Below are 25,055 nucleotides of genomic sequence, written 5' to 3' on the forward strand. Positions count from 1 at the left end.
ACCGTCGGCCCCGGCCGGCGCAGTGCCGTCGTCAGCCGCCGGGCACTTCGTGCCCCTCGATGCCCCCGAGCACTTCGCGGTGGCGATCCGCGACCGGAACGCCCCTTCGGGGCCATAGTGGCCTACGACATGCAGCTGGCCTCCCGGGTGCGGGAGATCTTCGCCGATGGCCCACCGGTGCTGGAAAGGGCGATGTTCGGTGGGCTGGCGTTCCTGGTCGCCGGGAAGATCGCGGTCGCCGCCAGTGCCCAAGGCGGGTTGCTGGTGCGCGTCGGCGCCGCGCGCGCCGAGGAGATCGTGAGGACCACCGCCGCCCGGCCCATGCAGATGGGAGAGCGGATCGTGCGCGGCTGGGTCCATGTCGATGCCGAGCACGTGAGCTCCCGGCATCAGCTGGCCGAATGGATAGATGTGGGAATCGACTCCGCGACAAGCGGTTAGAACAACGTGCCGCGGATGAGCTCTGCGGCGCTGCGCAGGGTGGCGCGGTAGGCGGGCGGTGACAGGTGCGCTGCCTGTTCGGTCAACCCGCGGGTCAGTGCGTAAACCGCATCCGCGGCGGCGTCGGTGCCGATACCGGACGCCAGCGTTGCGCTGTGTCGCGCCTCGGCGACGATCTCGCCGATGGCGGCACGCAACGGCGGCACCGCACCGGTCGCGCGATCGAACGCGGCCAGGTCGGGATGATCGCGCGCCAATCGATCGGCTTCATCGAGCACGCCGACAAGCTGATCCACCACGTTGTCGCTGCGCTGGGCGGCGGCGCGCAGCCGGGGCAGCGCGATCTCGCGGGCGGCGGCGACCGCTTCGGCAAGCAGGTCGGCCTTGTTCGGGAAATGGTGGTACAGGCTACCGCTGGTCATCTCGGCGGTGGCGGCGATCTCGCGGATCGTCGCACCTTGCCAGCCGACCTCGGCGACACACCGGATCGCTGCGGTGATGATCCGCTGACGGGTCTCGTCGGCGGTCGTCCCGGCCGGCCGACCCCGGGGCGACGAACGCGGGGGCATGATCACCCGAGTATGGCCGTCGGCGATCTGGCCGGTCAAACACTCCCGCCGGGTTGCCGCGCGGCGAGGCGGGGCCGCTGGGAGGATGTGCACATGACGACATCGCAGCTGGGCCGCCCGGTCGGCGCAGTTGGCGAACAGACCCGTCAGCGAATCATCGCGGCCACCATGCGCTGCGTGTCCGAATCGGGCTACTCGCGCACCACGATCCGCCAGATCGCGCGCACGGCGGGCGTCACCAGTGCCAACCTCTACAACTACTTTCCCAACAAGGCCGAGCTGGTGGCGGCGGCGATCGCCGCGCGTGCCGAGATCGCGCTGCCGCGACTGCGGCGTGCCGCCCAGCGCCCGGGATCGGCGGTGGACCGCATCGAGGCCGTGCTCGACGAGTCCGGCCGCCTGATGCGCGAGTATCCCGATCTCGCCGCATTCGAGTGGGCGATCCGGGCCCAGAGTGCGGTCAGGGTGTACCCGGGCGAGGCCGGCGGCGTGGGGCTCGAGGCGTTGCGCGACATCATCACCGGCATCGTCGAAGATGCCCGCCGTCATGGCGGATCGGTTCGGAAATCCGCGGGTGAGGTCACCTACGCGCTGGTCTACGGCCTTACCGAGCTGGCCGCCACCGGTACGCCGGGGGAGTATCACGCAGCGCTGGCCGCCGCCAAGCGGTTGATCCGGGGAACCCTGTTCCAGACTCATTGATGTGATCAACTGATTGATTATATGCTGAGCGGGTTGCTGGGCCGGCGGTGATCCGGAGGTGCCTCGATCGTGGCGAACGGCCAGGATGGCCAAGGTGTGGCCTTTGACCCGGATGCGTTGCGGGACAGATATTCCCGGGAGCGTCAGCGTCGGCTACGTTCCGACGGCATCGACCAGTACCTCGAGGTGGCGGGCCGGTTCGCGCGGTTCGCCGACGATCCGTGGGCTGACCCGGGATTCACCCGCGAGCCGACGTCCGACGAGGTCGACGTCGCGATCGTGGGTGCAGGCTTCGGCGGGCTGCTGACCGGCGCCCGGCTGCGCGAGCTCGGCGTGCGAAGCATCCGGCTGATCGACAAGGCGGCCGACGTCGGCGGTACGTGGTACTGGAACCGCTATCCCGGCATCGCCTGTGACGTGGAGTCCTATGTCTACATGCCGCTGCTGGAAGAGCTCGGCTACGTGCCCAGCGAGAAATACGCCAAAGGACCGGAGATCTTCGAGCACTGCCGGCGCATCGCCGAGCACTACGACCTGTACCGGGACGCCTGCCTGCAGACCGAAGTTCTCGAAATCCGTTGGGACCCCGCGGCATCACGCTGGGTGGTCGCCACGAGCCGGGGAGATGCGATCCGGGCCCGATTCGTGTCGATGGCCAACGGATACCTGCAGAAACCGAAGCTGCCGGGCATCCCGGGGATCGACGAATTCTCCGGCCGGGCGTTTCACACCAGTCGGTGGGATTACCACTACACCGGCACCGCGCTGGAGTGGCTGGGCGACAAGGAGGTCGGGATCATCGGTACCGGCGCCACGGCGATCCAGTGCGTGCCACGGCTGGCCGAGGCGGCAGGGCAGCTGTACGTCTTCCAGCGCACACCGTCCACGGTGGACGTGCGGGGTAACCGGTCCACCGACCCGACGTGGGCAGCGGAGCTGCAGCCAGGCTGGCAGCGGCGGCGCATGGAGAACTTCCAGATCCTCACCGCCGGCGGTCACGCCGACGAGGACCTGGTCGATGACGCCTGGACCAGCCTCACCAAGAAGTTGCCGATCGTCAGCGGTGACGGCGCCGTCCTGGACCAATCCGTTCGCGCCGAGCTCGCCGACTTCGCCAAGATGGAGGAGATCCGCAGCCGGGTCGAGGAATTGGTGACCGATCCGGCCACCGCCGAGGCCCTCAAACCCTGGTACGGCTACTTCTGCAAACGGCCCTGCTTTCACGACGAGTACCTGCAGGCCTTCAACCGTGCCAACGTCACCCTGGTCGATACCCGCGGGCGCGGCGTCGAGCGGATCACCCGCGGCGGGGCGGTGGTCGACGGTACCGAATACCGGCTTGACTGCTTGGTTTTCGCGACCGGCTTCGAGGTGGGCACCGATTATTGCCGACGCACCGGATTCGAGGTCGTCGGCCGCGACGGCGTGAGCCTGACCGACAGGTGGGCCGACGGGGTGCGCACCTTCCACGGTCTGCACACCCATGGCTTCCCGAACTGTTTCATCGAGAGCATCGCCCAATCCGGGTTCACGGTGAACTTCCCCTATTTGATCGACACCCAGTCCCGCCACGTGGCCTGGGTGATCGCCCACGCGCTGCAGCAGGGGATCACCACGCTGGAGGCCACCGCGGACGCCGAACAACGCTGGGTCGACACCGTGGTGTCGCGCTCCGAGTTCATCGCCGGCCGGCGAGAGACGTGCACCCCCGGCTACTACAACCGCGAGGGCCATGCCAACGCGCGGCTGCGCCAGGACAGCTTCTTCTTCGGCAGTCCAACCGAATACGCCGACATCCTGTGCTCCTGGCGAAGTGCCGGGACCCTTGACGGGCTCGCCGTCACCCGATAGCGGTCGCCGAATCGAGGCCGAAATCGATGACGCCCCTGATCAACGAGCCGGAAGCCAGATCGGCGTAGGCGTCGTTGATGTCGTCGAGCCGGTAACGCTTGGTGATCATCTCGTCGAGCCGCAGTCGTCCCGCCGCATACAATGTGGCCAGCAGCGGGATGTCGGTCCGCGGATTGCACGACCCGAAGACCGTGCCGCACAAGGTCTTGTTCATCAGCACGAGATCCTGCGGATCCAGACCCGTTCGGGTGCCCTGCGCCGACATTCCGGTCAGCACGCAGGTCCCCGCCTTGCGGGTCAGCCGCAGCGCGTCTTCGATATCGGTGTCGGCGATCACCGCCGAGGACACCACCACGGCGTCGGCCATCACTCCACGGGTCAGATCGGCGACCAGAGCGAAGGCCTCACCCGCGGTGGCCGCGGTGTGGGTGGCGCCGAACGCCAGTGCCGACTCTCGTTTGAACGCCACGGGATCCACCGCGATGATCCGGACGGCCCCGTTGATACGGGCCCCCTGCACGGCGGCCACGCCGATACCGCCCACCCCGATGACCACGACCGTGTCTCCGCCGCGCACCCCGGCGCGATAGGCCGCCGAGCCGTATCCGGTGGGCGCCGCGCAGGCCAGCAGGGCGGCGGGCAGCAGCGGCAGCTGCGGTTCTATCTTGACCAGCGAAGCCGCTGCCACGACGGTGTGCTCGGCGAATGCCCCGATCTTCGACACGTGCGCCAGATCCCGCCCGTCGCGGTCGTGGTGCCGAAAGGTCCCGTCGGTGGGCATGCCGGGCAGCATCGTTCCCGCGCCGACGTCACAGATGTACTCCATTCCCGAAGCACACCAACGGCATCGGCCGCATACCGCGACGAACGAGGTCACCACGTGATCGCCGGGGGACAGGTCGGTGACCCCGTCGCCGACCTCGACGACCACCCCGGAGCCCTCGTGGCCTCCGATGGTCGGGGCCGTCGGCGCCTGCTGCGACGGGGCGGCCAGGTGCCCCCGGCGGATGTGTTCGTCGGAATGACACAGTCCCGCTGCCGCCAGCTGAACCAGGACCTCGCCGGCACGCGGCGGATCGAGCTCGAATTCCTCGACCGACCACGGGGCGCCGTAGCGCCGCAGAATCGCGGCGCGGCTTCTCATTCGCGGACACCCGCAGGTCTGCTCGGCCACCAGATCCGGTCGCCGATCACGGTGAACAACGCCGGAATGACCAGGGTGCGGACCACGAAGGTGTCCAGCAGGATCCCGATCCCCACGATGATGCCCAACTGGGTCAGCACGATCAGCGGCAGCACGCCGAGCACGCAGAACACCGCCGCCAGAACGATTCCGGCGCTGGTGATCACACCGCCGGTGGCGGCGACCGCGGCCACCATCCCGTCGCGGGTGCCGTGCTCGGCGCTCTCCTCACGGCCACGAGTCACCAGGAAGATGGTGTAGTCGACGCCCAGCGCGACCAGGAACAGGAACGCGAACAGCGGCGTGCTGTTGTCCAGGGCGGGGAATCCGAACAGGTGGGTGCTGGCCCAGCCACCCAGCCCGAGTGCGGCCAGCGCGCTGAGTACGGTCGCGGCGACCAGCACCGGCGGGGCCAGCGTGGCGCGCAGTAGCGCGTAGAGCACCAGCAGGACCACCACCAGGATCGCCGGGATCAACACCCGGCGGTCGCGGTCTGCGGCGTCGCGGATGTCGAGTGCTTGGGCGTCGGCGCCGCCCACCAGTGCCCCGGGATCGGCGGCGTGGACCGATTCCCGCAGTGCCGTGACGGTGTCGAATGCCCTGTCGGTCGACGGTGCGGCGTCGATGACGACCGACCACCGAGTCGAGCCGGCCGGCGACAGCCCGGTGGGGACCGCCGAGCTCACCCCGGGGACCCGCGTGATGGCGTCGCGCAGCTGTGCCGTGCGGGAAGTGGCTCCGATGACGACCGTCGGGTCGGAGGCCCCGCCCGGGAAATGCTCGGCCAATGTCTGGAACCCGGTCACCGAGTCGGCGCGGACCCGGAACTGTTCGGTTTGGGAAAGACCGATCCGGGTGCCGAACAGCCCGGCGGTCAACAGCGCCAGCAGCACCACCGTGATGACGCAGACCGGGACCGGCCGGCGGCCGACCGCATCGGCGATCCGGCGCCAGCCGGTGTCCGTCGCATTCTCGCCGACACGGGGAATGAACGGCCAGAAGATGTTTCGTCCGCACAACGCCAGCAGTGGGGGGAGAACGAGCAGCACGAACACGGCCGCCACCACCAGACCGCAGGCCGCGCAGATCCCCAGGCTGCGGGTGCTGGGAATGCTCGCGGCGATCAGGGTCAGCAGCGCCAGCACCACCGTGGCGTTGCTGGCCACGATCGCCGCGCCGGCGGCACGCACGGCGGCATACAGTGCGCTGCGGTGGTCGCCGCGACGGCGCAGCTCTTCGCGGTAGCGGGAGATCAGCAGCAGTGCGTAATTGGTTCCGGCGCCGAACACCAGCACGCTGGTGATCCCGGATGTCGAGCCGTCGAAGGTGACCCCGGCCGCCTCGGCGACCAGGCTGCCGACCACGGTGGCGACCCGGTCGGCGAACGCGACCACCAGCAGCGGTAGCAGCCACAACACCGGTGAACGGTAGGTGACGATCAGCAGCAGGGCCACCACCAGCGCGGTCACCACCAGCAAGGTGATGTTGGCGCCGGAGAAGGCATCGGCGATATCGGCGCCGAACGCGGGGCCGCCGGTGACGTGGCCGGTGAGCGGACCGGGCAACCCGTCGGTCACCGCCGACCGCAGCGCCGCAACGGCGTCGCGAAGCTCGAATCCGGACAGGGCGGTGCTCAACTGCGCGGTGGCGATCGCCGCCTTGCCGTCGGCGGAGACCGCTGTCGGAGCCGTCGCGCCGGGCAGTGCCTGCGGAACCTGCTGCATCCGCTCGCGTGCTTGCCCGACCGCCGCCAGGTCGGCCTCGGTCAACGCCACGCCGTCGTGGCGCGTCACGACCAGGATCGCGGCCGCCTGATCACCGCCCGGGAACCCGCGCTGCGCTGCGGCGGCTGCGGCGGACTCCGCGGAGTCGGGCAGCAGCGCGGGGGATGTGGTGGCGTCGCTGTTCTGGCCGCCCAACGCCATCAGCGCGGCGGCGGCGGCGAGGACCGCAAGTGCGATCAGCCACGAACGACGGTGCGTGACTACTGCCGCGATACGGTCCCACACGCGCGGGGTTACCGGTCCGGGAGCGCGTGCTCGATGATCGGTCGGCGCGGCTGCGGTTCGCGTTCGCGTCGTTTGGCGGCCAGATACACCTGCGCGGTCTCCTCGGCGACGGTGTGCCAGTCGAAGTCGGCGCTGAGCCGGTCCCGGGCCGCCACGGCGCGGTGCTGGGCCGCGACCGGATCGTCGAGCACCGCGCACACCGCCGCGGCCAGGGCCGGCACGTCGCGCGGCGGGCACGACATACCGGTATCACCGTCGATCACGGCCTCCCCGAGGCCACCGACGTTCGATGCCACCAGCGGGGTACCGGCGGCAGCGGCCTCCAGCGCGGCCAGCCCGAAAGGCTCGTAGTGGCTGGGCAGCACGGCGGCGTCCGCGGAATGCAGCTGTGCCAGGAGTTCGTCATGGTCCAGCCGCCCCACGAACCGGGTCGCCTTGAGCACCCGGTGCTTTCGGGCGCACTCGATCAGCCAGTCCTGTTGTGTTCCGTCACCGGCGACGGTCAGCGTGGTTCCCGGGTGGGCCCGCCGGATCCTCGGCAGCGCCGCGATGGCGTCGTGAACGCCCTTCTCGTATTCGAGCCGCCCGACGAACAGCAGTTCCGGCGGGCCGGTGCGGGGCCGGCGGCGGGCGAACGGCCAACGTGCGGCATCGATGCCGTTGCGGATCACGGTGGTTTCGGCCAGCCCTGGGCCGAACAGATCGGTGATCTCGTCGCGCATGGAGGCCGAACAGGTGATCAGGGAGTCGGATTCGCGAACGAGCCACGATTCCACCGCGTGCACCTGGCGGCTCAGCCGGCCCGACACCCAGCCGGAGTGCCGTCCGGCCTCAGTAGCGTGGATCGTGGAAACCAAAGGCACATCATAGAATTCGGCCAGGGCGATCGCCGGGTGTGCCACCAGCCAGTCGTGGGCGTGCACCAGGTCGGGGCGCCACAAGGTCTGCCCGCCGTCGGTCTTCAACGACAGCCCGGCGCGCACCATGGAGTGACCCATCGCCAGGGTCCAGGCCATCATGTCTTCGCCGAAGGAGAACTCGTGGGGATCCTGGGCCGCGGCGACGACCCGCACGCCCTCGCTGATCTCGTCCGACAGGGGATGGGTGCTGGGGTCGGTGCCCGAAGGCCGGCGGGCCAGCACCACGACGTCGTGACCGGCGGCGGCCAGTGCGGTGGACAGGTGGTGGACGTGCCGGCCCAGCCCGCCGATCACCACCGGCGGGTACTCCCACGACACCATCAGGATTTTCACGCGGCTGTTCCTTGTCGGCGCGGTCGGCGCGAGGTTGCGCGCGAGTGGTCGTATCGCGGCGTGTCGCGCCGGTGACACGCACAGTCGCGCGGGCGGGGGGTCACCGTGGCAGCCTACGGGCATCCAGCGCGCCGAACAGACCGTCGGCCCGATTCCATCCCTCGGCGAGCCGTTCGGCCGTGTCGCGATGCCCCGAGGCCAGCGCGTCCGCGATCTCCCGGGTGGCGTGCGCGTGCAGCTGCGCCCGGTAGCGGGCGTAGTCGGCGGCGGAGTCCTTGCTCACCATGAACGGCCAGTCGCTGGACACCGTCAGCAGCGCCTCCCGCAGGATCTGGTCGGCGACCCGGTCGCGCGGCGCCGGGCCCGACGGCGCCGCCGTCTGGGACAGAGCCTTGTCGACGGCGCCCAGCGCGGTCTCGACCACCTCGGTGTTCAACTGCACCAGGTCGGCGACCTGTTCGCCGGACCACACCTGCCAGTCCTTGCCCGAACCCCAGGAGCCGGGCGGCAGGTCGACCGCGTCGCCGACGAACCCGGCGCTGATCGCGTCCGACAGGGTGCCGACGCGGACCCCGGCCTCCGGCAGTGCGCGCAACACCCGGGCCAGCCACAGCGGTCCCTCGTACCACCAGTGGCCGAACAGTTCGGTGTCGAAGGCGGCGACCACATGGGCGGGGCGGCCGATCCGCTCGGATTCGCTGCTGAGCCGGTTTCGGACCACTTCGACGAAATCGGCGACGTGGGCGTCGACCGCGGCGTCGGCGCGCAGCGGGTCGTAGGGCGCCTTGAGCTCGGGGTCGACGTTGCGGCCGGTGACCCGCGACGGCTTCAGCCCGGTGCGGTGGTCGTGGGTGTGAAAGTCGCGGTAGGCGCCGTGTCCCGGGTACCCGGATTTCGGCGACCACACCCGGTAGCTGACCTGCAGGTCGCGGCCGAACGCGATCACGTCGGTCTCACCGACCGGGCGGCCCAGCGCGGTGTCGCCGTGCAGCGAGGGCCCGTCGACCATGAAGTGCGACACCCCGGCCGCGGCGTAGCCGTGCTCAAGGCCGGGAGCGTAGGCGCATTCGGGCGCCCAGATCCCGGTGGGGGTGTAGGCCAGCCGCGCCCGGGCATCGGCCAGGCCCTCACGCAGCGCGAACTCACGCAGCCGGGGGGCCAGCAGGGGCTGGAACGGGTGGGCCAGCGGGCCGCCGAGCAGCTCGACCGTGCCGGCCTGCGCCAGCTCGCGCAGCAGCGGGCTGGCACCGTGCCGCCACAACAGCGCGAAGTCCTCGAGGGCCTGCTCGGCTGCGGCGCACTGATGCCGGCCGAAGTCGCGCAGGTCCGGCAGGGTGGTGGCCTCGGTGGCGCGCAGCTGCCAATTCGCCAGCCAGTGGTGCATGCCGTCCAGGCAGTACGGGTCGTCGAGCTGGGCGGCGACCACCGGCGTCACCCCGAGGGTGAGCAGGTTTCGCCGACCCTCGGCGGCCAGCGTCCGCAGCACCCGCATCAGCGGCAGGTAGGCCGCCGACCAGGATTGGTAGAGCCACTCCTCACCGACGGGCCAGCGGCCGTGGTGGGCCAGCCACGGTAGGTGGGTGTGCAGCACCAGGGTGAACAGGCCCGGCACCAAGGGCTTTTCGCTCACGGCCGCACCGCGATCGCCACCAGGTCCAAGCTGTCGTCGATGGTGCGTTCGGTGGCGTGGAGGATGTCGAAATCTGTACTGGTCACGGCGGCGACGTCGGCCAGCAGTTCGGCCGGCCAGGGCGCGTCGGCGACCGCGCGTTCGATCTGGGCGTCGATGATCGAGCCGGCGTGCCGGGCGTCCATCTCGCGCAGCGTGGGCCCGTGAAAGACACCGAGCATCGCGTCCATTTCGAACCCGCCGCCGACCAGCAGCTCGGTCAGCTCCGCGGCATTGAGCTCGCGGGTGTGGAACGGGTTGATCGGGGTGTCGCGGCCGGGGGAGAAGGTGATCCGGTTGGGCGTCGAGATCATCAGCAGCCCACCGGGGCGCAGCACCCGGGCGCATTCGGTGATGAACTGAGCCTGGTCCCACAGGTGCTCGATGACCTGAAAGTTGACCACGACGTCCACGGCGGCGTCGGGCAGCGGCAGGTCGGCCAGGTTGCCCTGCACCGCCTCCACCCGGGGGTAACGGGCCCGCACGTGCGCCACCGCGGCGTCGTCGTAGTCCACACCGATCACCCGACGCGCCACCTCGGCGATGAGGTCGGCGCCGTAGCCCTCGCCGAAGCCGGCCTCTAGTACGTCGCGGCCGGCGCAGCGCGGGGCGAGGTGGCGGTAGACCACCTCGTGACGGCGGAACCAGTAGTTCTCGACGTCGAGCCCGGGAATGGTGCGCTCGCCCGTCAGCATCAGGGTGGTGTCGGCGGGGGAGTCGGGACCCTCAGTAGATTTCATTGCACAGGCAGGCTAACGCTAACGGCGCCGTCTACGAACCGGCTACCCCGTGGTGGCTCTATCACGACCCGCTACTCTGTACAGGCGAACCGCACTAAGTTACCGATGAGTAATATGTTTGTGCGGCTGCGTGAATCGTGACCCAAGTCTTGTGGCCGGCCGCTGCAGGACCCCTTCGAGGAGGACGAACCACACTCATGACGAACATCGTGGTCCTGATCAAACAGGTCCCAGACACCTGGTCGGAGCGCAAGCTCAGCGACGATGACTTCACGCTGGATCGCGACGCCGCCGACGCCGTGCTCGACGAGATCAACGAGCGCGCCGTCGAAGAGGCGCTGCTGATCCGTGAGCGCGAAGGCGCGGAGGGCACCGTCACCGTGCTGACCGCCGGTCCCGAGCGGGCCACCGAGGCCATCCGCAAGGCGCTGTCGATGGGCGCCGACAAGGCCGTGCACCTCCTCGACGACGGCATGAAGGGCTCCGACGTGGTGCAGACCGCTTGGGCGCTGGCCCGGGCGCTGGGTGCCATCGAGGGGACCGAGCTGGTCATCGCCGGCAACGAGTCCACCGACGGTGTCGGCGGCGCGGTTCCGGCCATCATCGCGGAGTACCTGGGCCTGCCGCAGTTGACCCACCTGCGCAAGCTGACCGTCGAGGGCGGCAAGGTCACCGGCGAGCGCGAGACCGACGACGGCGTGTTCACCCTGGAGGCCTCGCTGCCGGCGGTGGTGAGCGTCAACGAGAAGATCAACGAACCGCGCTTCCCGTCCTTCAAGGGCATCATGGCCGCCAAGAAGAAGGAAGTCACCGTGCTCACCCTGGCCGAGATCGGGGTCGAGGCCGATGAGGTCGGGGTCGCCAACGCCGGGTCCAAGGTGACCGCTTCGACGCCGAAGCCGCCGAAGACCGCCGGCGAGAAGGTGACCGACGAAGGCGACGGCGGCACCAAGATCGCCGAGTACCTGGTAGCTCAGAAGATCATCTAGGCGATCCCCGGACTTAGAGAGAGACGAAGACAAACATGGCTGAAGTACTGGTGCTCGTCGAGCACGCCGAAGGAGCCCTGAAGAAGGTCACCTCCGAATTGATCACCGCCGCGCGTGTGCTCGGCGAGCCGTCCGCGGTCGTCGTCGGTGCCCCGGGCACCGCCGCCCCGCTGGTCGACGGGCTGAAGGAGGCCGGCGCCGCGAAGATCTACGTCGCCGAGTCCGACGTGGTGGAGAACTACCTGGTCACCCCGACCGTCGACGTCCTGGCCGCGCTGACCGAATCGGCGACCCCGGCAGCGGTGCTGATCGCCGCCAACGCCGACGGCAAGGAGGTCGCCGGCCGGCTGGCAGCCCGGATCGGATCCGGTCTGCTGGTCGACGTGGTCGAGGTCAAAGAAGGCGCCAAGGTGGTGCACTCCATCTTCGGTGGTGCCTACACCGTCGACGCCGAGCCCACCGGCGAGACCCCGGTGATCACCGTGCGGGCGGGCGCCGTCGAGCCGGCCCCGAGCGCCGGTGCCGGCGAGCAGGTCACCGTGGAGGTGCCCGCAGCCGCCGAGAACGCCACCAAGATCACCTCGCGTGAGCCTGCGGTGGCCGGTGACCGTCCGGAGCTCACCGAGGCCCCCATCGTGGTGGCCGGCGGCCGCGGCGTCGGCAGCGCCGAGAGTTTCTCGGTGGTCGAGGAGCTGGCCGACTCGCTCGGTGCGGCCGTGGGCGCCTCGCGTGCCGCGGTGGACTCGGGCTACTACCCGGGCCAGTTCCAGATCGGCCAGACCGGCAAGACGGTCTCGCCGCAGCTCTACATCGCGTTGGGCATCTCCGGCGCGATCCAGCACCGGGCCGGCATGCAGACGTCCAAGACCATCGTGGTGGTCAACAAGGACGAGGAAGCGCCGATCTTCGAGATCGCCGATTACGGCATTGTCGGGGACCTGTTCAAGGTCGCCCCGCAGCTGACCGAGGCGGTCAAGGCCCGCAAGGGTTAATTTCTTCTGCGTGAGCAGACGCAAAAGCCCCCGCACGTCTGACGTGTCGGGGGCTTTCGCGTCTGCCGGGGAGCCCGGCGGGCTGCGTGGTCGGGACGTCGAACGCAGCCGACTGCGCGACCTGCTCGCCGCTGCCCGAAGCGGCAGTAGTCAGGTGCTGGTGCTGCGCGGTGAGGCCGGTATCGGAAAGACGGCGCTGCTGGACGACCTGGTCGAATCCGCTCCGGATTTCCAGGTGGTCCGGGCGGCCGGCGTGGAGTCCGATATGGAACTCGCCTTCGCCGGGTTGCAACAGCTGTGCGCACCGCTCGCCGAGAGCCTGGAGCAGCTACCCGAGCCGCAACGCACCGCGTTGGACATCGCGTTCGGTGTGAGCACCGGAGCCACCCCCGACCGGTTTCTGGTCGGATTAGCGGTGCTCGGGCTGCTGGCCGCGAAGGCCGGGCGGCAACCGGTCCTCTGCCTCATCGACGATGCCCAGTGGCTGGACCGGGTCTCGGCTCAGACCTTGGGATTCGTGGCGCGCCGGCTGCTGGCCGAACCCATCGTGCTGGTGTGCGCGCTGCGCCATCCCGTTGACGGCCTGACCGGGCTGCCGAAGCTCATGCTGCGTGGCCTGCCCGACACCGAGGCACGTGCCCTGCTGGAATCGGCGTTGCCGGGCCGGATCGATCCCCAGGTCGCCGACCGGATCGTCGCCGAAACCCACGGTAATCCGCTGGCACTGCTGGAGTTGCCGCGGGACCTGTCTGCGGCCGAGCTGGCCGGGGGCTACTACCGGCCCGACGTGGTGCCGGTGGCCGGCCAGATCGAACGCAACTATCTGAGCCGGATTCGCGCCATGCCCGATGACACCCAACGGCTGATGCTGGTCGCTGCCGCCGAGCCGGTGGGGGATGTGGCGCTGCTGTTGGGCGCCGCGCAGGTACTGGGCCTGACCGCCGAGGCGATGGCCCCGGCCGAGGAGGCGGGCCTGATCGAAGTCGGTGCGCGGGTGCGGTTCCGCCATCCGCTGGTGCGCTCGGCGATCTACCGCGCGGCGCAGCTTCAGGACCGCCGGGCGGCCCACCGCGCGTTGGCGCAGGCCACCGACCCGGCGCACGACCCGGACCGGCGCGCATGGCATCGTGCGCACGCCGCAGCCAGCGCCGACGAATCGGTCGCCGCGGAGCTGGAACGCTCCGCCGACCGGGCGGCGCTGCGCGGTGGTACCGCTGCCGCGGCGGCGTTCCTGGCTCGCGCGACCGAACTCACTCCCGACGCGAAGCGGCGAGGGTCCCGCGCGCTCAATGCCGCCGACGTCAAGCGCACCGTGGGCGAAATCGATGCCGCCGGCGAGCTGCTGGCCATCGCCGAGCTGGCGCCGTTGGACGAGCTGCAGCGCGCCCGGCTGGCCCGGATGCGGGCGCAATTGGGCTTCACCCAGGGGCGCGGCAGCGGGCACGCCCGCGTCATTCTCGATTCGGTTCACCAGTTCTTCAGTGCGGCAAGCCATTTGGAGTCGCTTGATCCGGCAATGGCGCAGGAGACGTTGTTGGAGGCGGTCAGCGCCGCGATGTACGCCGGCCGGGCGTTCGGGAAACACGTACGCAACCACACCGCGGCGGTACTGGCGGCCGGCTCGCCGCATGACTCGGACCGGCCGGCTGATCTGTTATTGCGGGCGTTGACCACCCGCATCAGTGCGGGCCCGCGCGCCGGTGTGGCGCCGCTGCGCGCGGCGGTCACCGCGCTCACCCCGGACTCCTGGTCCTGGCAAGCGTTTCCGGTCGGATACGAAGCCGCCGTACACGACCTGTGGGACGACGAGTCCTGGTATCGGATCGCCAACGACGCGGTGCGGGTCGCGACCGACAGTGGCGCGCTGGGCATGCTGCCCACCGCGTTGGCGACGCGGGCCGGCGTTCACGTGCAGGCGGGTGAATTCAGCGCGGCACGGGCGCTGATCGCCGACACCGACGCGTTGACCGCAGCGGCCGGTCAGGCTCCGGTGCGCTACCACGCGTTGGCGCTGGCCGCGTGGACGGGCGAGGAAACCGAGGCACGCGTGCTGATCGACACCGCCGAACGCAGCGGGGCCGCCCGCGGGGAGGGCCGGATCATCGCCCTGATCGGCTACGCCGCCGCGGTGTTGTACAACGGGCTGGGCCGTTACCAGTCGGCGGTGGAGGCGCTGCGCCGGACGGGCGGTTACGAAGATCTCGGCATCTACGGGTGGAACCAGGTCGAACTGGTGGAGTCCGGTGTGCGTGCCGGCGAGCCGTCGCTGGCCGCGGACGCGCTGGCGCAGCTCGAGGAACGAACCACGGTGAGCGGAACGGACTGGGGGCTGGGTGTGCTGGCCCGGTCGCGGGCGCTGCTGGGCGAAGGGTCGACCGTCGAGGACCACTATGTCGAGGCCGTTGAGCGGCTGGGGCGAACCCGGATCGCCGTGGAGTCGGCGCGCGCGCACCTGGTGTACGGGGAATGGCTTCGTCGGGAGAAGCGGCGCGGCGATGCCCGAACGCAGCTGCGCACGGCGCACGAGATGTTCACCGGATTCGGGGCGCAGGCGTTCGCGCAGCGCACCCGCCGCGAACTGCAGGCGCTCGGGGAGAAGGTCAGCGGCCGGGCCGGGGCCGGCGGTGACGTGATGACACCGCAGGAGCAGCAGATCGCCGAGCTGGCGGGTGCCGGCTTGACCAATGCCGAGATCGGGGCGCAGCTGTTCATCAGCGCCCACACCGTCGAATGGCACCTGCGCAAGGTCTTCGCCAAGCTGGGCATCCGCTCCCGCCGGGAGCTGCGCGACACCGCCGTCGGGCGCTGAGCCGGGTCCCGACCCCGGGGTCGCCCGCTCAGACTACGGATTTTCCGGGGTTCCCCCACGGCGCTGCGGTGCCAGTGTCGAGGTATCGAAACCGTGTGCAGAGAGGATGTGTCGAGAATGAAGATCACTGTGATAGGCGCCAGCGGGCAGATCGGTTCCAAGGTCGTCGAGCTGCTGCGGGCCGCCGGCCATGAGACCGTGGCAGCCGCCCGCAATACCGGTGTCGATGTGCTGACCGGAGAGGGCTTGGCCGAGGCCCTCTCGGGTGCCGACGTGCTGGTCGACGTGGTCAACTCGCCGGACTTCGCCGACGGCCCGGTGCTGGAGTTCTTCACCAAGTCCGCCACCAACCTGGTGGCCGCGGCCAAGGCCGCCGATGTCGGTCACTACGTCGCGCTGTCCATCGTGAACTGCGACGGCCTGCCCGACAGCGGCTATATGCGGGCCAAGGTCGCCCAAGAGCGCATCATCGCCGAGTCCGGACTGTCCTACACGATCGTCCGTGCCACCCAGTTTCACGAGTTCGCCGACGCCATCACCGCGTCGCTGACCGTCAACGGCGAAGTCAGGGTGCCCGAAGGTCTGATCCAGCCCATCGCCGGCGCCGACGTGGCCGCCGAGGTGGCCCGCGCCGCCCAGGCCGCCCCGGTCGACGGGATCGTCAACGTCGGCGGCCCGGAGAAGATGACCTTCGCCGACATGGCCGCCCTGGCACTGGCCCACCGTGGAGAGAACCTTCCGATCGTCCTCGACCCGGCGGCGGTCTACTTCGGCACCAAGGTCGGCGACACCGGCCTGGTCACCGGCGACGACGCGACGCTGGCGACCACCCGTCTGGCCGACTGGCTGGCGAACCAGTGAACGAGCTGGTCGGCCAGGCCGCCTTGGTGACCGGCGGGACCGCGGGCATCGGGCTCGAATCCGCACGGCTGCTGGCGCAAAACGGCGCCTCGGTGATCATCACCGGCCGCTCGGCACAACGTGGCGCCGCCGCCGTCGCCGAACTCGGTGCCGGGGTGCGATTCGTGCCCGCCGATCTTGCCGACCTCGATTCGGTGAGATCGTTGGTGCGGCAATGCGGCGACGGCGGCGTCGACATCGTGGTCAACAACGCCGCCAGCTTCCCCGGGGCGCTGACCGTCGAGCAGGACGTGGCGTCGTTCACCTCGACGTTCGACACCAACGTGCGCGGCGCCTATTTCCTGGTCGCCGGCTTGGCGCCGGGCATGATGCGACGCGGTCGCGGCAGCATCGTCAACGTCACCAGCATGGTCGCCTTCAAGGGCGTTGCCGGTGCGTCGAGTTATAGCGCCTCCAAAGCCGCATTGGAGTCGCTGACGCGCACCTGGGCCGCCGAGTTCGGGCCGCACGGCGTCCGGGTCAACAGCGTTGCACCGGGGCCGACCGCCACCGAGGGAGTGGTCGCCGAATGGGGGGACGTCAACGACGAGCTGGGCCGGGCTCTTCCGCTCGGGCGCACCGCACAAGCCACCGAGATCGCCGAAGCCGTGCTGTTCCTCGCCTCACCGCGGTCCAGCTTCATCACCGGATCGACCCTGCACGCCGACGGCGGCGGAGCAGCCGCCTGAGCAGATCGGAAGGACGATGTCCACCTTCGACGACGTGGTCAACCAGCGGCATTCATCGCGAATGTTCCTGCCCGACAAGCCCGTCCCGGTTGAACTGCTGAACGAGGCGCTCGCACTGGCGATGCGGGCGCCATCGAATTCCAATATCCAACCCTGGCACCTGTTCCTGGCCACCGGCGCACGCCGAGAAAGTCTGGTCGCGGCACTGTCTGCCGAGGCGCGCGCCAATCGGCCCAAGGTGATCGGGGGACTTCCCGAGTCGCACAACCGGTTACGCCAGCAGCTTGGCGCACTGGTGTACGGGGCGATGGGCATCGCTCGCGAAGACCGCGACGGCCGGTGGAACGCCCAGCTCCGCAACTGGGAGTTCTTTCGTGCCCCGGTAGCCGGGATCGTGTGTATGCATCGGGATTTGGGATTTGCCGACGCCGTCGGTGTCGGAGGGTTTCTGCAGACCCTGTTGTTGGCCCTGACCGAACGAGGCGTGGACAGCTGCGTGCAGGTCTCCACGGCCATGTATCCCGACATCGTGCGTGAACAGCTCGAGATCCCCGACGAACTCCGGATCCTGTGCGGGGTGTGCATCGGATACGCCGACCCCGCCTTTCCGGCCAACAGCCTGCACATCCCACGCAACCCCGTCGGTGAGAACGTGGTGTTTCTCGACACCTGAGCCGTCATTCGGGTGGTGCGCACAATTCGTCACCGAGCGTGCACCCACATGTCATGCGGTGATTGCCTCTGCGCCGCATCGCTGCGCGACCGTGCTTGAGTGTGAGCACCGGTTCTGTCCTCATCGCCCCCGAGCCCGCCACCACGAACGACAACACCCCGCGCTACTCGCTACTGGTATCCACCGACCCCGCCATGATCGACGCCGCGCAGCGGATGCGGTACGAGGTGTTCAGCACCGAGCCGGGATTCACCCTGCCGCTTTGTGCCGACGGACGAGACGCCGACCGATTCGACCAATACTGCGAGCACCTGCTGGTGCGCGACGATGACTCCGGTGAGCTGGTCGGCTGCTACCGGATGCTGCCTCCCGCCGGGGCCATCGCCGCCGGAGGCCTCTACAGCGCAAGCGAATTCGACGTCGGCGCGCTGGATCCGCTGCGGCCGTCGCTGGTCGAAATGGGCCGGGCGGTGGTGCGCCCGGGCCACCGCAACGGTGCCGTCGTGCTGTTGATGTGGGCCGGGATCCTGGCCTACCTGGACCGCTACCAGTACGACTTCATCACCGGCTGCGTATCGGTGCCGGTGTGCGGCGAGGGCGCCCCCGGCAGTCAGATCCGCGGTATCCGCGACTTCGTGCGGCGCCGCCACACCTCACCGCACCGGGTGATGCCGTATCGGCCGGTGGTAATCGACGGCAAGAGCCTCGAGGAGATCGCGCCGCCGGCCCGCCTGGCGCTGCCGCCGCTGCTGCGCGGCTACCTGCGCCTGGGGGCGCGGATCTGCGGCGAACCGGCCCACGACCCCGCCTTCGGGGTGGGCGACTTCCCGGCGCTGCTGTGCCGAAGCGACGCCGATGCCCGCTACCTGCGCCGCCTGCGGTCGGTGTCGGCGGCTTCGCCGACCGCAGACGGCCCCGCCGGCGCGTGACCCGGGCCGTGGCACACGCCTGGGCGCCCCGGGCGTTCTGCACGCCGGCATGCGCGCACGGCGGCGCCGAGCGGCTGGCCCCGGCGGTGGTGGCGCTGCGGCTGGCCCTGGCGGTGCTGCTGGCGCCGCTGCTGCCGCTGCTGGCGGTGCCGATCCCGGGTGGTTCCCGGCTGCGGCGCGGCTGCTGCCGGGCGGTGTTGGGCTGCTTCGGGGTGCGGGTGACCGCGAGCGGCGGGCCGGTCCGCAACCTGCGCGGCATGTTGGTGGTCAGCCCACACGTGTCCTGGCTGGACGTGTTCGTGATCGGTGCGGTGTCGCCGGGGACCTTCGTGGCGCGCGCCGACCTGATCCGCTGGCCCGGCATCGGAGCGCTGGCCCGCCTGACGCGGATCATCCCGATCGACCGGGACAGCCTGCGCGGCCTGCCGGCGGTGGTCGAGGCCGTGGCGGCCAGACTGCGGGAGGGACGCACCGTGGTGGCGTTCCCGGAGGGGACCACCTGGTGCGGACGAGCGCACGGGCGGTTTTATCCGGCGATGTTCCAGGCCGCCGTGGACGCCGCGCGGCCGGTGCAGCCCCTGCGACTCAGCTATCACCACCACGACGGATCGCGCTCGACCCTGCCGGCCTTCGTCGGTGATGACAGCCTGGTCGCATCGATGCGGCGGGTGATCACCGCACGGCGCACCGTCGCACGGGTACACGTCGCGTCCCTGCAGCTGCCCGGGACGGATCGGCGGGACCTGGCCGCCCGCTGTCAGGCGGCGGTGGGGTGCCGGGCGCGGCCGACCAGCCAGGCCTGCATCTTCTGTTGACCGCCCGGCCCGCCCGCCGCAGCGCGGGCCCTACTCGAAGTGCCCGGTATCCTTGCCGGGTCATGGTCTATTTGGATCACGCAGCCACCACCCCGATGTACCCCGAGGCCATCGAGGCGATGACGGCCGTGATGGGCACCGTCGGCAATGCCTCCTCGCTGCACGCCGCCGGCCGCAGCGCGCGCCGCCGGATGGAGGAGTCCCGGGAGTCCATCGCCACCCAGCTGGGCGCACGCCCGTCGGAGGTGGTGTTCACCGGCGGCGGCACCGACGGCGACAACCTGGCCGTCAAGGGCATCTACTGGGCCCGCCGCGATGCCGACGCGCGGCGGCGCCGGATCATCACCACCGAGATCGAGCATCACGCGGTGCTCGATTCGGTGGGCTGGCTCGCCGAACACGAGGGCGCGGAGATCACCTGGCTGCCCACCGACATCGACGGGTCGGTGTCACCCGAAGCGCTGCGCGAGGAATTGGAGGGCGGCCGCGCCGACGATGTCGCGCTGGTGTCGGTGATGTGGGCCAACAACGAAGTGGGAACGGTGTTGCCGGTCGCCGAACTGGCCGCGATCGCCGCGGAGTTCGGGGTGCCGATGCACTCCGATGCCGTTCAGGCCGTCGGGCAGTTGCCGGTCGATTTCGGTGCCAGCGGGTTGTCCGCGCTGAGCCTGACCGCCCACAAGTTCGGTGGGCCGTGCGGGGCCGGCGCGCTGCTGATTCGCCGTGACGTGAGCTGTGTCCCGCTCACGCACGGCGGGGGACAGGAGCGTGACATCCGTTCCGGCACACCCGATGTCGCTGGGGCAGTGGGAATGGCCGCGGCGCTGCGGGTCGCCGTCGGCTCGTTGGAGGCCACCGCCGCCCGGGTTGCGGGCCTGCGCGACCGGCTCATCGACGGAGTACTGACCCGGATCGACAGCGCCCGCGTCAACGGTTCGCGTACCCAACGGCTACCCGGCAACGCACATTTCACCTTCGCCGATTGTGAGGGCGACTCCCTGCTGATGTTGTTGGACGCCAACGGCATCGAATGCTCCACCGGATCGGCATGCACCGCGGGTGTGCCGCAGCCTTCGCACGTGCTGACCGCGATGGGCGCCGACCCGGTCGCAGCCCGAGGATCGCTGCGACTGTCCTTGGGGCACACCAGCGTCGACAGTGACGTCGACGCGGTGCTGGCGGTGCTGCCCGGCGCGGTGGACCGGGCCCGTCACGCCATGCTGGCCGCCGCGGGAGTGGGCGCGATGAAGGTGGCTCGGTGAAGGTCGTCGCCGCGATGAGCGGCGGAGTGGACTCCTCGGTGGCGGCGGCCCGCATGGTCGATGCCGGTCACGACGTGGTCGGCGTGCACCTGGCACTGTCGCGCAACTCAGGCACCCTGCGCACCGGCTCGCGCGGGTGCTGCTCGAAGGAAGACTCCGATGACGCCCGCCGCGTCGCCGACGTGCTGGGCATCCCGTTCTACGTGTGGGACTTCTCCGAGCAGTTCCAAACAGAGGTGATCGACGACTTCGTCGAGTCCTATGCCCGCGGCGAGACGCCGAACCCGTGCGTGCGGTGCAACGAGAAGATCAAGTTCTCCGCGGTGGCCGCCCGCGCCCTGGCACTCGGCTTCGACATGGTGGCCACCGGCCACTACGCCCGGCTCGAAGACGGACGACTGCGCCGCGCGGTGGACGCCGACAAGGACCAGTCCTACGTGCTGGCGGTGCTGACCGCCGAGCAGTTGAGCCACGCGGCGTTCCCGGTCGGGGACACCCCCAAAACCCAGATCCGCGCCGAAGCAGCCGACCGCGGCCTGGCGGTGGCGAGCAAGCCCGACAGTCACGACATCTGTTTCATCCCGACCGGTGACACCCGTACCTTCCTCGGCAACCACATCGGGGTGCGGCCCGGGGCCGTCGTCGACGCCGGCGGGACCGTGCTGGCCGAACACGACGGGGTACACGGCTTCACCATCGGCCAGCGCAAGGGCCTGGGCATCGCCGGACCCGGCCCGGACGGCCGGCCGCGCTACGTGACCGGCATCGACGCGGCCACCGGAACCGTCACCGTCGGGGCTGCCGGCGACCTGGACGTGGTGGAGCTGACCGGGCGGGCTCCGGTGTTCACCTCGGGGACTCCGTGGTCGGGCCCCGTCGAGTGCGAAGTGCAGGTGCGCGCGCACGGCGAGACCGTCGGCGCGGTGGCCGAACTCGTCGGCGGGGAGCTGCAGGTGCGGCTGCGGGCGCCGCTGCGCGGCGTGGCCCGCGGCCAGACCCTGGCCTGTTACCGCCCGGATGCCCGAGGCGACGAGGTGATCGCCAGCGCGACGATCTCGGGCACCTCGGATCGGCCGTAACCCAGCACGCAGGGGTAGTGAGCATGGCGGACTGGCCCGAAGATTTGAGCTCGATCGGCGCGATCCGATTTGCCCGACACTCATCCAACTTCACTGCGGCGGTGGCGTTTTACCGCGACTTAGTCGGACTGCCGCTGTATTCGACGTTCACCGGAAGCTATGGCAGCAACGGTGCGATATTCGGCTTGCCGGGCTCCGCTCTCACCCTCGAAATCGTCGAAGCCGCGCACGGCATCGCGGTGGACACGCATGAACAGCTGTGCCTCTATTTCCCCGACGAGACAGCACGGGGCGCGGCGACGAGGCGTCTTCGGGCCGCAGGTGTCGTGCCGGTCGAGTCCCACCCGTATTGGGCGGCGACCGGGGCCGAGACGTATCGCGACCCCGACGGTCGCGAGGTTGTTTTCGCGCCCTTCGTGTTCGGAGTCAACGAACCCGAGGTCGGTGGCGCCTCCGGTTCGCATTGGGTCAGGCCCGACGACTGAGACGTAGCGGCCCGACTGATCCCTAGCCCGGAATCCCGGCCGCCATGTTGACCAGCACCAGATCGGCGTCGGACTCCGAGAATCCGCAGTAGGTGACCTCCAGCAGCACCACTGACTTGACCTGGTAGGCCCGGCCGCAGTCTCCGGCGCGGGTGCGCAGGGACTCCTCGTCGGATGCCCAGTCGCTGATCAATCCGGGTCCGGCGGGGGTGTCGGCGCACTCGGCGACGGTGGCTGACAGGGCGTCGAGAGCGCGACGGGCGGACTCGGCGTCGGGGTAGACGGCCGCGCCCTCGGAAACCAGCGCGCCCTTGGGCGGGTACTGGTAGGTGGTCTTGTGGAATCGCGTCGGCGCGGCCCCGAACACCGCGGTCTCGACGAAGATGAAACGGCATGGTGCCGGGATGGTCGCGGCGAGTTCGTCGATGTCGGCCGGTGCACTGGAGTCCATGGTGGGGATGATCGTCAGCTGCTCGTCGGCGCCGACGATGGCCCGCATCCGGGGCGTGTCGAGGATGACCCGGCCGAGGTCCACGCCGTCGTCCGGCGTCAGCGGTCCCGCGGCTGGCAGCGCCGCCCCGCCGACCACGCGGGTGCAGCCCACCACCGCGGCCATCACCGCCCAGACGGGCACCAGCCGCGAGAACCTCACTCATGAAGGCTAGCCCGCCGTAGCCGGGGCTATGTCAGTTCAATACGGTTGCCCGGTGACTTCTTTCGCCACCGGGACCGGGCTGGGGTCGTGGCCGGGCACGTCGGCGCGCGCGGCCGCCGAGGTGGTGGTCGGTGAGCTGGGCGGCAGCCTGGCCCACCTGGTCGAGCTCCCGGGCCGCGGGGTGGGCGCGGACCTGATCGGCCGCGCCGGCGCGCTGCTGGTCGAGATCGCCATCGACACCGCCCCCCGCGGGTACCGGCTGGCGGCACGCCCGGGCGCGGTGAGCCGGCGCGCGGTCAGCTTGCTCGCCGAGGACACCGACGCCCTCGAAGAGGCCTGGGAGATCGCCGGCCTGCGCGGCGGTGGACGGCCGGTCAAGGTGCAGGCGCCCGGGCCGCTGACCTTGGCCGCCGAGTTGGAATTGGCCAACGGGCACCGCGCCATCACCGACCCCGGTGCGGTTCGGGACCTGGCCGCATCGCTTGCCGAGGGACTGAAGACGCAGCGGGCCGACCTGTCGCGGCGGCTCGACACCCCGGTGATCGTGCAGCTCGACGAGCCGTCACTGGCCGCCGCGGTCGCCGGCCGGCTGGCCGGGGTCACCGCGTTGAGCCCGGTGCCCGCTGTCGACGAGGCGGTGGCCACCGCGCTGCTCGACGGCTGCGCCGAAACGATCGGCGGCGAGGTACTGGTGCACAGTTGCGCATCGGAGCTCCCGTGGAATGTGTTGCAGCGCAGCACCATCACCGCGCTGGCGCTGGACTGCACCGCGTTGGGCCCGGGTGACTACGACCAGATCGGTGCCTTCGTCGACTCCGGCCGCACCGTGGTGATGGGGCTGGTTCCCGCGCTCGCCCCGGCACGAACGCCCGCTGTCGAAGAGTTGGCGAAGGCGGTCGCGGCGATCACCGACCGGATCGGGTTCGCCCGTTCGGTGCTGGCCGAGCGGGTCGGGATCAGCCCGGTCTGCGGGATGGCCGGCGCCAGTGCCGCCTGGGCGCGCACCGCGGCAGGGTTGGTACGCAAGGCCGGTGAGGTGCTGGCGACCGACCCCGAGGCGATCTAAAGGCAACCGAAAGGTTGCACATCGACCGTCGACCTGCTCTACTGATAGGCAACCGGGAGGTTGCATATGAGTACCGATCGAATCGAAAAGCAGGTCGTGCTGCGGGCGACGCTGGACCGGGTCTGGCGCGCGATCAGCGACTCGGGGGAGTTCGGGCAGTGGTTCGGCGTCCGCTTCGACGGGCCGTTCGTCGCCGGTGCGTCCGTGACCGCGACGATCACGCCGACCGGCGTCGACGCCGAGGTCGCCCGACTGCAGGAACCCCATGCCGGGAACCGGGGAACCTGGCACGTCGTCGCGGTCGAACCGCAGCGACGGTTCGCCTACCGCTGGCACCCGTTCGCTGCCGACGCCGACGCCGACGCCGACGCCGACGCCGACGACGAACCGACAACATTGGTGGAGTTCACCCTGGCCGAGACGCCCGACGGGGTGTTGCTCACCATCGTCGAGAGCGGCTTCGACGCACTGCCGCCGTCGCGGCGATCGACCGCGTTCGAGGCCAACGCCGGCGGTTGGGCGCATCAGGTCGCGCTGGTGCGCAAGTACCTGGAGTTGCAGGCGGCGTGACGAGCATCGAGGCACCGGTTTTCGATGCGCTCGGCGACCCGAACCGGCTGCGGATCATCGGGCTCCTCTGCGACGGCGGGCCGTGTTCGACTTCGCAGCTCACCCACGCGATTCCGGTGACGCGTCAGGCGGCGACCAAACACCTGCAAGTGCTGGAGACGGTGGGACTGGTCACCAGCAGTCGTCGCGGCCGCGAACGCATCTGGGCGGTGCGGTCGCACCAGCTGGCCGAAGCCGGCGACTATCTCAGCGTCTTGTCGCGCCGCTGGGACGCCGCGATCGAGCGGCTGCGGGCGTTCGTGGAGAAAGTCGAGGACTAATCCCCGTCCAGGCGCCGGATCAACCGTTGCGGTGCAACCAGCCGAAACGACGCGTCGACCAGCTCGCCTACTTCGTCCCAATCCACCGGGGCCGCACCGAAATCCAGCCCCAGCCAGCCGGACGGCCCCAGATACATCGGATAAAAGAACCGGGCGTCTTGTTCCAGCGCCCGCCGCTCGGATTCGTCGACCTTGACCAGCAGCGCATGGGGGTAGGGGACGATCGCCCCGGTGGTCTTGCTGCTGCCGCCGTAGACCGCGAACATCTTGGGGGCGCAGAACACCGGCCGGCCGTGAGAGATCTTCTCGAACGTTTCGGGATAGCCCAGCGCAATGCGCCGCAGCCGGGCCAGGCCAGGGTCGTCGTCGCGATACATGATCGGGTGCGGCATGCCGTCAGGGTAG

Annotated in this window: 25 protein-coding genes; 17 read left to right on the forward strand and 8 right to left on the reverse strand. The window is 70.1% G+C overall.

What is annotated here, in order from left to right:
• The first annotated feature begins 117 nt into the window (after nt 1-117).
• The gene (locus tag BST28_RS18085) at nt 118-441 is read left to right on the forward strand and encodes a TfoX/Sxy family protein (protein ID WP_019736415.1); all 324 of its coding nucleotides are present in this window, start codon (nt 118-120) and stop codon (nt 439-441) included.
• On the opposite strand, the gene BST28_RS18090 is transcribed toward BST28_RS18085, so the two are convergent.
• Nucleotides 438-1,010 carry a TetR/AcrR family transcriptional regulator gene (locus tag BST28_RS18090; RefSeq protein WP_085990227.1) on the reverse strand — a complete coding sequence of 191 codons (573 nt, stop codon included), beginning with the start codon at nt 1,008-1,010 and terminating at the stop codon, nt 438-440. The two genes, BST28_RS18085 and BST28_RS18090, sit on opposite strands and share 4 nt — an antisense overlap.
• A gap of 93 nt (nt 1,011-1,103) precedes the next feature.
• Between BST28_RS18090 and BST28_RS18095 the strand changes: the two genes are divergently transcribed.
• Nucleotides 1,104-1,712 (forward strand): TetR/AcrR family transcriptional regulator, encoded by a 609-nt coding sequence (locus tag BST28_RS18095; RefSeq protein ID WP_019736413.1) that lies wholly within the window; start codon nt 1,104-1,106, stop codon nt 1,710-1,712.
• A gap of 69 nt (nt 1,713-1,781) precedes the next feature.
• Nucleotides 1,782-3,563 carry a flavin-containing monooxygenase gene (locus BST28_RS18100; RefSeq protein WP_065289062.1) on the forward strand — a complete coding sequence of 594 codons (1,782 nt, stop codon included), beginning with the start codon at nt 1,782-1,784 and terminating at the stop codon, nt 3,561-3,563.
• Here the strand turns inward: BST28_RS18100 and BST28_RS18105 are convergent.
• The 5 genes from BST28_RS18105 to BST28_RS18125 form a co-directional block, all read right to left on the reverse strand.
• Complete coding sequence (locus BST28_RS18105; RefSeq protein ID WP_019736411.1) at nt 3,553-4,707, reverse strand: NDMA-dependent alcohol dehydrogenase; 1,155 nt, start codon at nt 4,705-4,707, stop codon at nt 3,553-3,555. The genes BST28_RS18100 and BST28_RS18105 overlap by 11 nt on opposite strands.
• Nucleotides 4,704-6,755, reverse strand: coding sequence for an MMPL family transporter (locus BST28_RS18110; RefSeq protein WP_083082184.1), 2,052 nt, complete (start codon nt 6,753-6,755; stop codon nt 4,704-4,706). The genes BST28_RS18105 and BST28_RS18110 overlap by 4 nt, the downstream gene beginning before the upstream one ends.
• A gap of 8 nt (nt 6,756-6,763) precedes the next feature.
• A complete protein-coding gene (locus BST28_RS18115; protein ID WP_019736409.1) occupies nt 6,764-8,008 on the reverse strand; it encodes a glycosyltransferase family 4 protein in 1,245 nt (414 codons plus the stop codon).
• Nucleotides 8,009-8,108: 100 nt separating this feature from the next.
• Complete coding sequence (locus tag BST28_RS18120) at nt 8,109-9,638, reverse strand: 1,4-alpha-glucan branching protein domain-containing protein (protein ID WP_019736408.1); 1,530 nt, start codon at nt 9,636-9,638, stop codon at nt 8,109-8,111.
• Entirely contained in the window at nt 9,635-10,417 is a 783-nt protein-coding gene (locus BST28_RS18125) for a class I SAM-dependent methyltransferase (protein ID WP_019736407.1), read from the reverse strand. Before BST28_RS18125 ends, BST28_RS18120 begins: the two co-directional genes overlap by 4 nt.
• A gap of 197 nt (nt 10,418-10,614) precedes the next feature.
• Here BST28_RS18125 and BST28_RS18130 point away from each other — a divergent pair, with 197 nt between their 5' ends.
• The 11 genes from BST28_RS18130 (at nt 10,615) to BST28_RS18180 (ending at nt 22,039) form a co-directional block, all read left to right on the forward strand.
• The gene (locus BST28_RS18130) at nt 10,615-11,406 is read left to right on the forward strand and encodes an electron transfer flavoprotein subunit beta/FixA family protein (protein ID WP_019736406.1); all 792 of its coding nucleotides are present in this window, start codon (nt 10,615-10,617) and stop codon (nt 11,404-11,406) included.
• 35 nt (nt 11,407-11,441) lie between these two features.
• Nucleotides 11,442-12,398 carry an electron transfer flavoprotein subunit alpha/FixB family protein gene (locus BST28_RS18135; protein WP_065289064.1) on the forward strand — a complete coding sequence of 319 codons (957 nt, stop codon included), beginning with the start codon at nt 11,442-11,444 and terminating at the stop codon, nt 12,396-12,398.
• A gap of 10 nt (nt 12,399-12,408) precedes the next feature.
• Nucleotides 12,409-15,207, forward strand: coding sequence for a helix-turn-helix transcriptional regulator (locus BST28_RS18140; protein ID WP_413784798.1), 2,799 nt, complete (start codon nt 12,409-12,411; stop codon nt 15,205-15,207).
• A 117-nt stretch (nt 15,208-15,324) separates the two neighbouring features.
• Nucleotides 15,325-16,068: an SDR family oxidoreductase gene (locus BST28_RS18145; RefSeq protein WP_019738450.1), complete on the forward strand. Its 744-nt coding sequence runs from the start codon at nt 15,325-15,327 to the stop codon at nt 16,066-16,068.
• Entirely contained in the window at nt 16,065-16,796 is a 732-nt protein-coding gene (locus BST28_RS18150) for an SDR family NAD(P)-dependent oxidoreductase (protein WP_083082185.1), read from the forward strand. Before BST28_RS18145 ends, BST28_RS18150 begins: the two co-directional genes overlap by 4 nt.
• A gap of 16 nt (nt 16,797-16,812) precedes the next feature.
• Nucleotides 16,813-17,469, forward strand: a complete 657-nt coding sequence (locus BST28_RS18155) for a nitroreductase (protein WP_065289065.1) — start codon at nt 16,813-16,815, stop codon at nt 17,467-17,469.
• Nucleotides 17,470-17,570: 101 nt separating this feature from the next.
• A complete protein-coding gene (locus tag BST28_RS18160) occupies nt 17,571-18,398 on the forward strand; it encodes a GNAT family N-acetyltransferase (RefSeq protein ID WP_019738447.1) in 828 nt (275 codons plus the stop codon).
• The gene (locus BST28_RS18165) at nt 18,395-19,213 is read left to right on the forward strand and encodes a lysophospholipid acyltransferase family protein (protein WP_065289066.1); all 819 of its coding nucleotides are present in this window, start codon (nt 18,395-18,397) and stop codon (nt 19,211-19,213) included. The genes BST28_RS18160 and BST28_RS18165 overlap by 4 nt, the downstream gene beginning before the upstream one ends.
• A gap of 62 nt (nt 19,214-19,275) precedes the next feature.
• Nucleotides 19,276-20,475 carry a cysteine desulfurase family protein gene (locus tag BST28_RS18170; RefSeq protein WP_019736688.1) on the forward strand — a complete coding sequence of 400 codons (1,200 nt, stop codon included), beginning with the start codon at nt 19,276-19,278 and terminating at the stop codon, nt 20,473-20,475.
• On the forward strand, nt 20,472-21,554 hold the full coding sequence (gene mnmA / locus BST28_RS18175; protein ID WP_065289067.1) for a tRNA 2-thiouridine(34) synthase MnmA: 1,083 nt from the start codon (nt 20,472-20,474) through the stop codon (nt 21,552-21,554). Before BST28_RS18170 ends, mnmA begins: the two co-directional genes overlap by 4 nt.
• A 23-nt stretch (nt 21,555-21,577) precedes the next feature.
• Nucleotides 21,578-22,039 carry a VOC family protein gene (locus BST28_RS18180; protein WP_043336302.1) on the forward strand — a complete coding sequence of 154 codons (462 nt, stop codon included), beginning with the start codon at nt 21,578-21,580 and terminating at the stop codon, nt 22,037-22,039.
• A 22-nt stretch (nt 22,040-22,061) separates the two neighbouring features.
• Here the strand turns inward: BST28_RS18180 and BST28_RS18185 are convergent, their stop codons facing one another.
• Entirely contained in the window at nt 22,062-22,655 is a 594-nt protein-coding gene (locus BST28_RS18185; protein ID WP_043336304.1) for a sensor domain-containing protein, read from the reverse strand.
• Between the two features lie 91 nt (nt 22,656-22,746).
• Between BST28_RS18185 and BST28_RS18190 the strand changes: the two genes are divergently transcribed.
• The 3 genes from BST28_RS18190 (at nt 22,747) to BST28_RS18200 (ending at nt 24,650) form a co-directional block, all read left to right on the forward strand.
• Nucleotides 22,747-23,760: a uroporphyrinogen decarboxylase/cobalamine-independent methonine synthase family protein gene (locus tag BST28_RS18190; protein ID WP_065289069.1), complete on the forward strand. Its 1,014-nt coding sequence runs from the start codon at nt 22,747-22,749 to the stop codon at nt 23,758-23,760.
• A gap of 66 nt (nt 23,761-23,826) precedes the next feature.
• Nucleotides 23,827-24,330, forward strand: a complete 504-nt coding sequence (locus BST28_RS18195; protein ID WP_083082187.1) for an SRPBCC family protein — start codon at nt 23,827-23,829, stop codon at nt 24,328-24,330.
• A complete protein-coding gene (locus tag BST28_RS18200; RefSeq protein ID WP_019736695.1) occupies nt 24,327-24,650 on the forward strand; it encodes an ArsR/SmtB family transcription factor in 324 nt (107 codons plus the stop codon). The genes BST28_RS18195 and BST28_RS18200 overlap by 4 nt, the downstream gene beginning before the upstream one ends.
• Here the strand turns inward: BST28_RS18200 and BST28_RS18205 are convergent.
• Entirely contained in the window at nt 24,647-25,042 is a 396-nt protein-coding gene (locus BST28_RS18205) for an MmcQ/YjbR family DNA-binding protein (RefSeq protein WP_019736696.1), read from the reverse strand. The genes BST28_RS18200 and BST28_RS18205 overlap by 4 nt on opposite strands.
• Nucleotides 25,043-25,055 lie beyond the last annotated feature (13 nt).

This window comes from Mycolicibacter kumamotonensis, from assembly GCF_002086285.1.
GTDB lineage: Bacteria > Actinomycetota > Actinomycetes > Mycobacteriales > Mycobacteriaceae > Mycobacterium > Mycobacterium kumamotonense.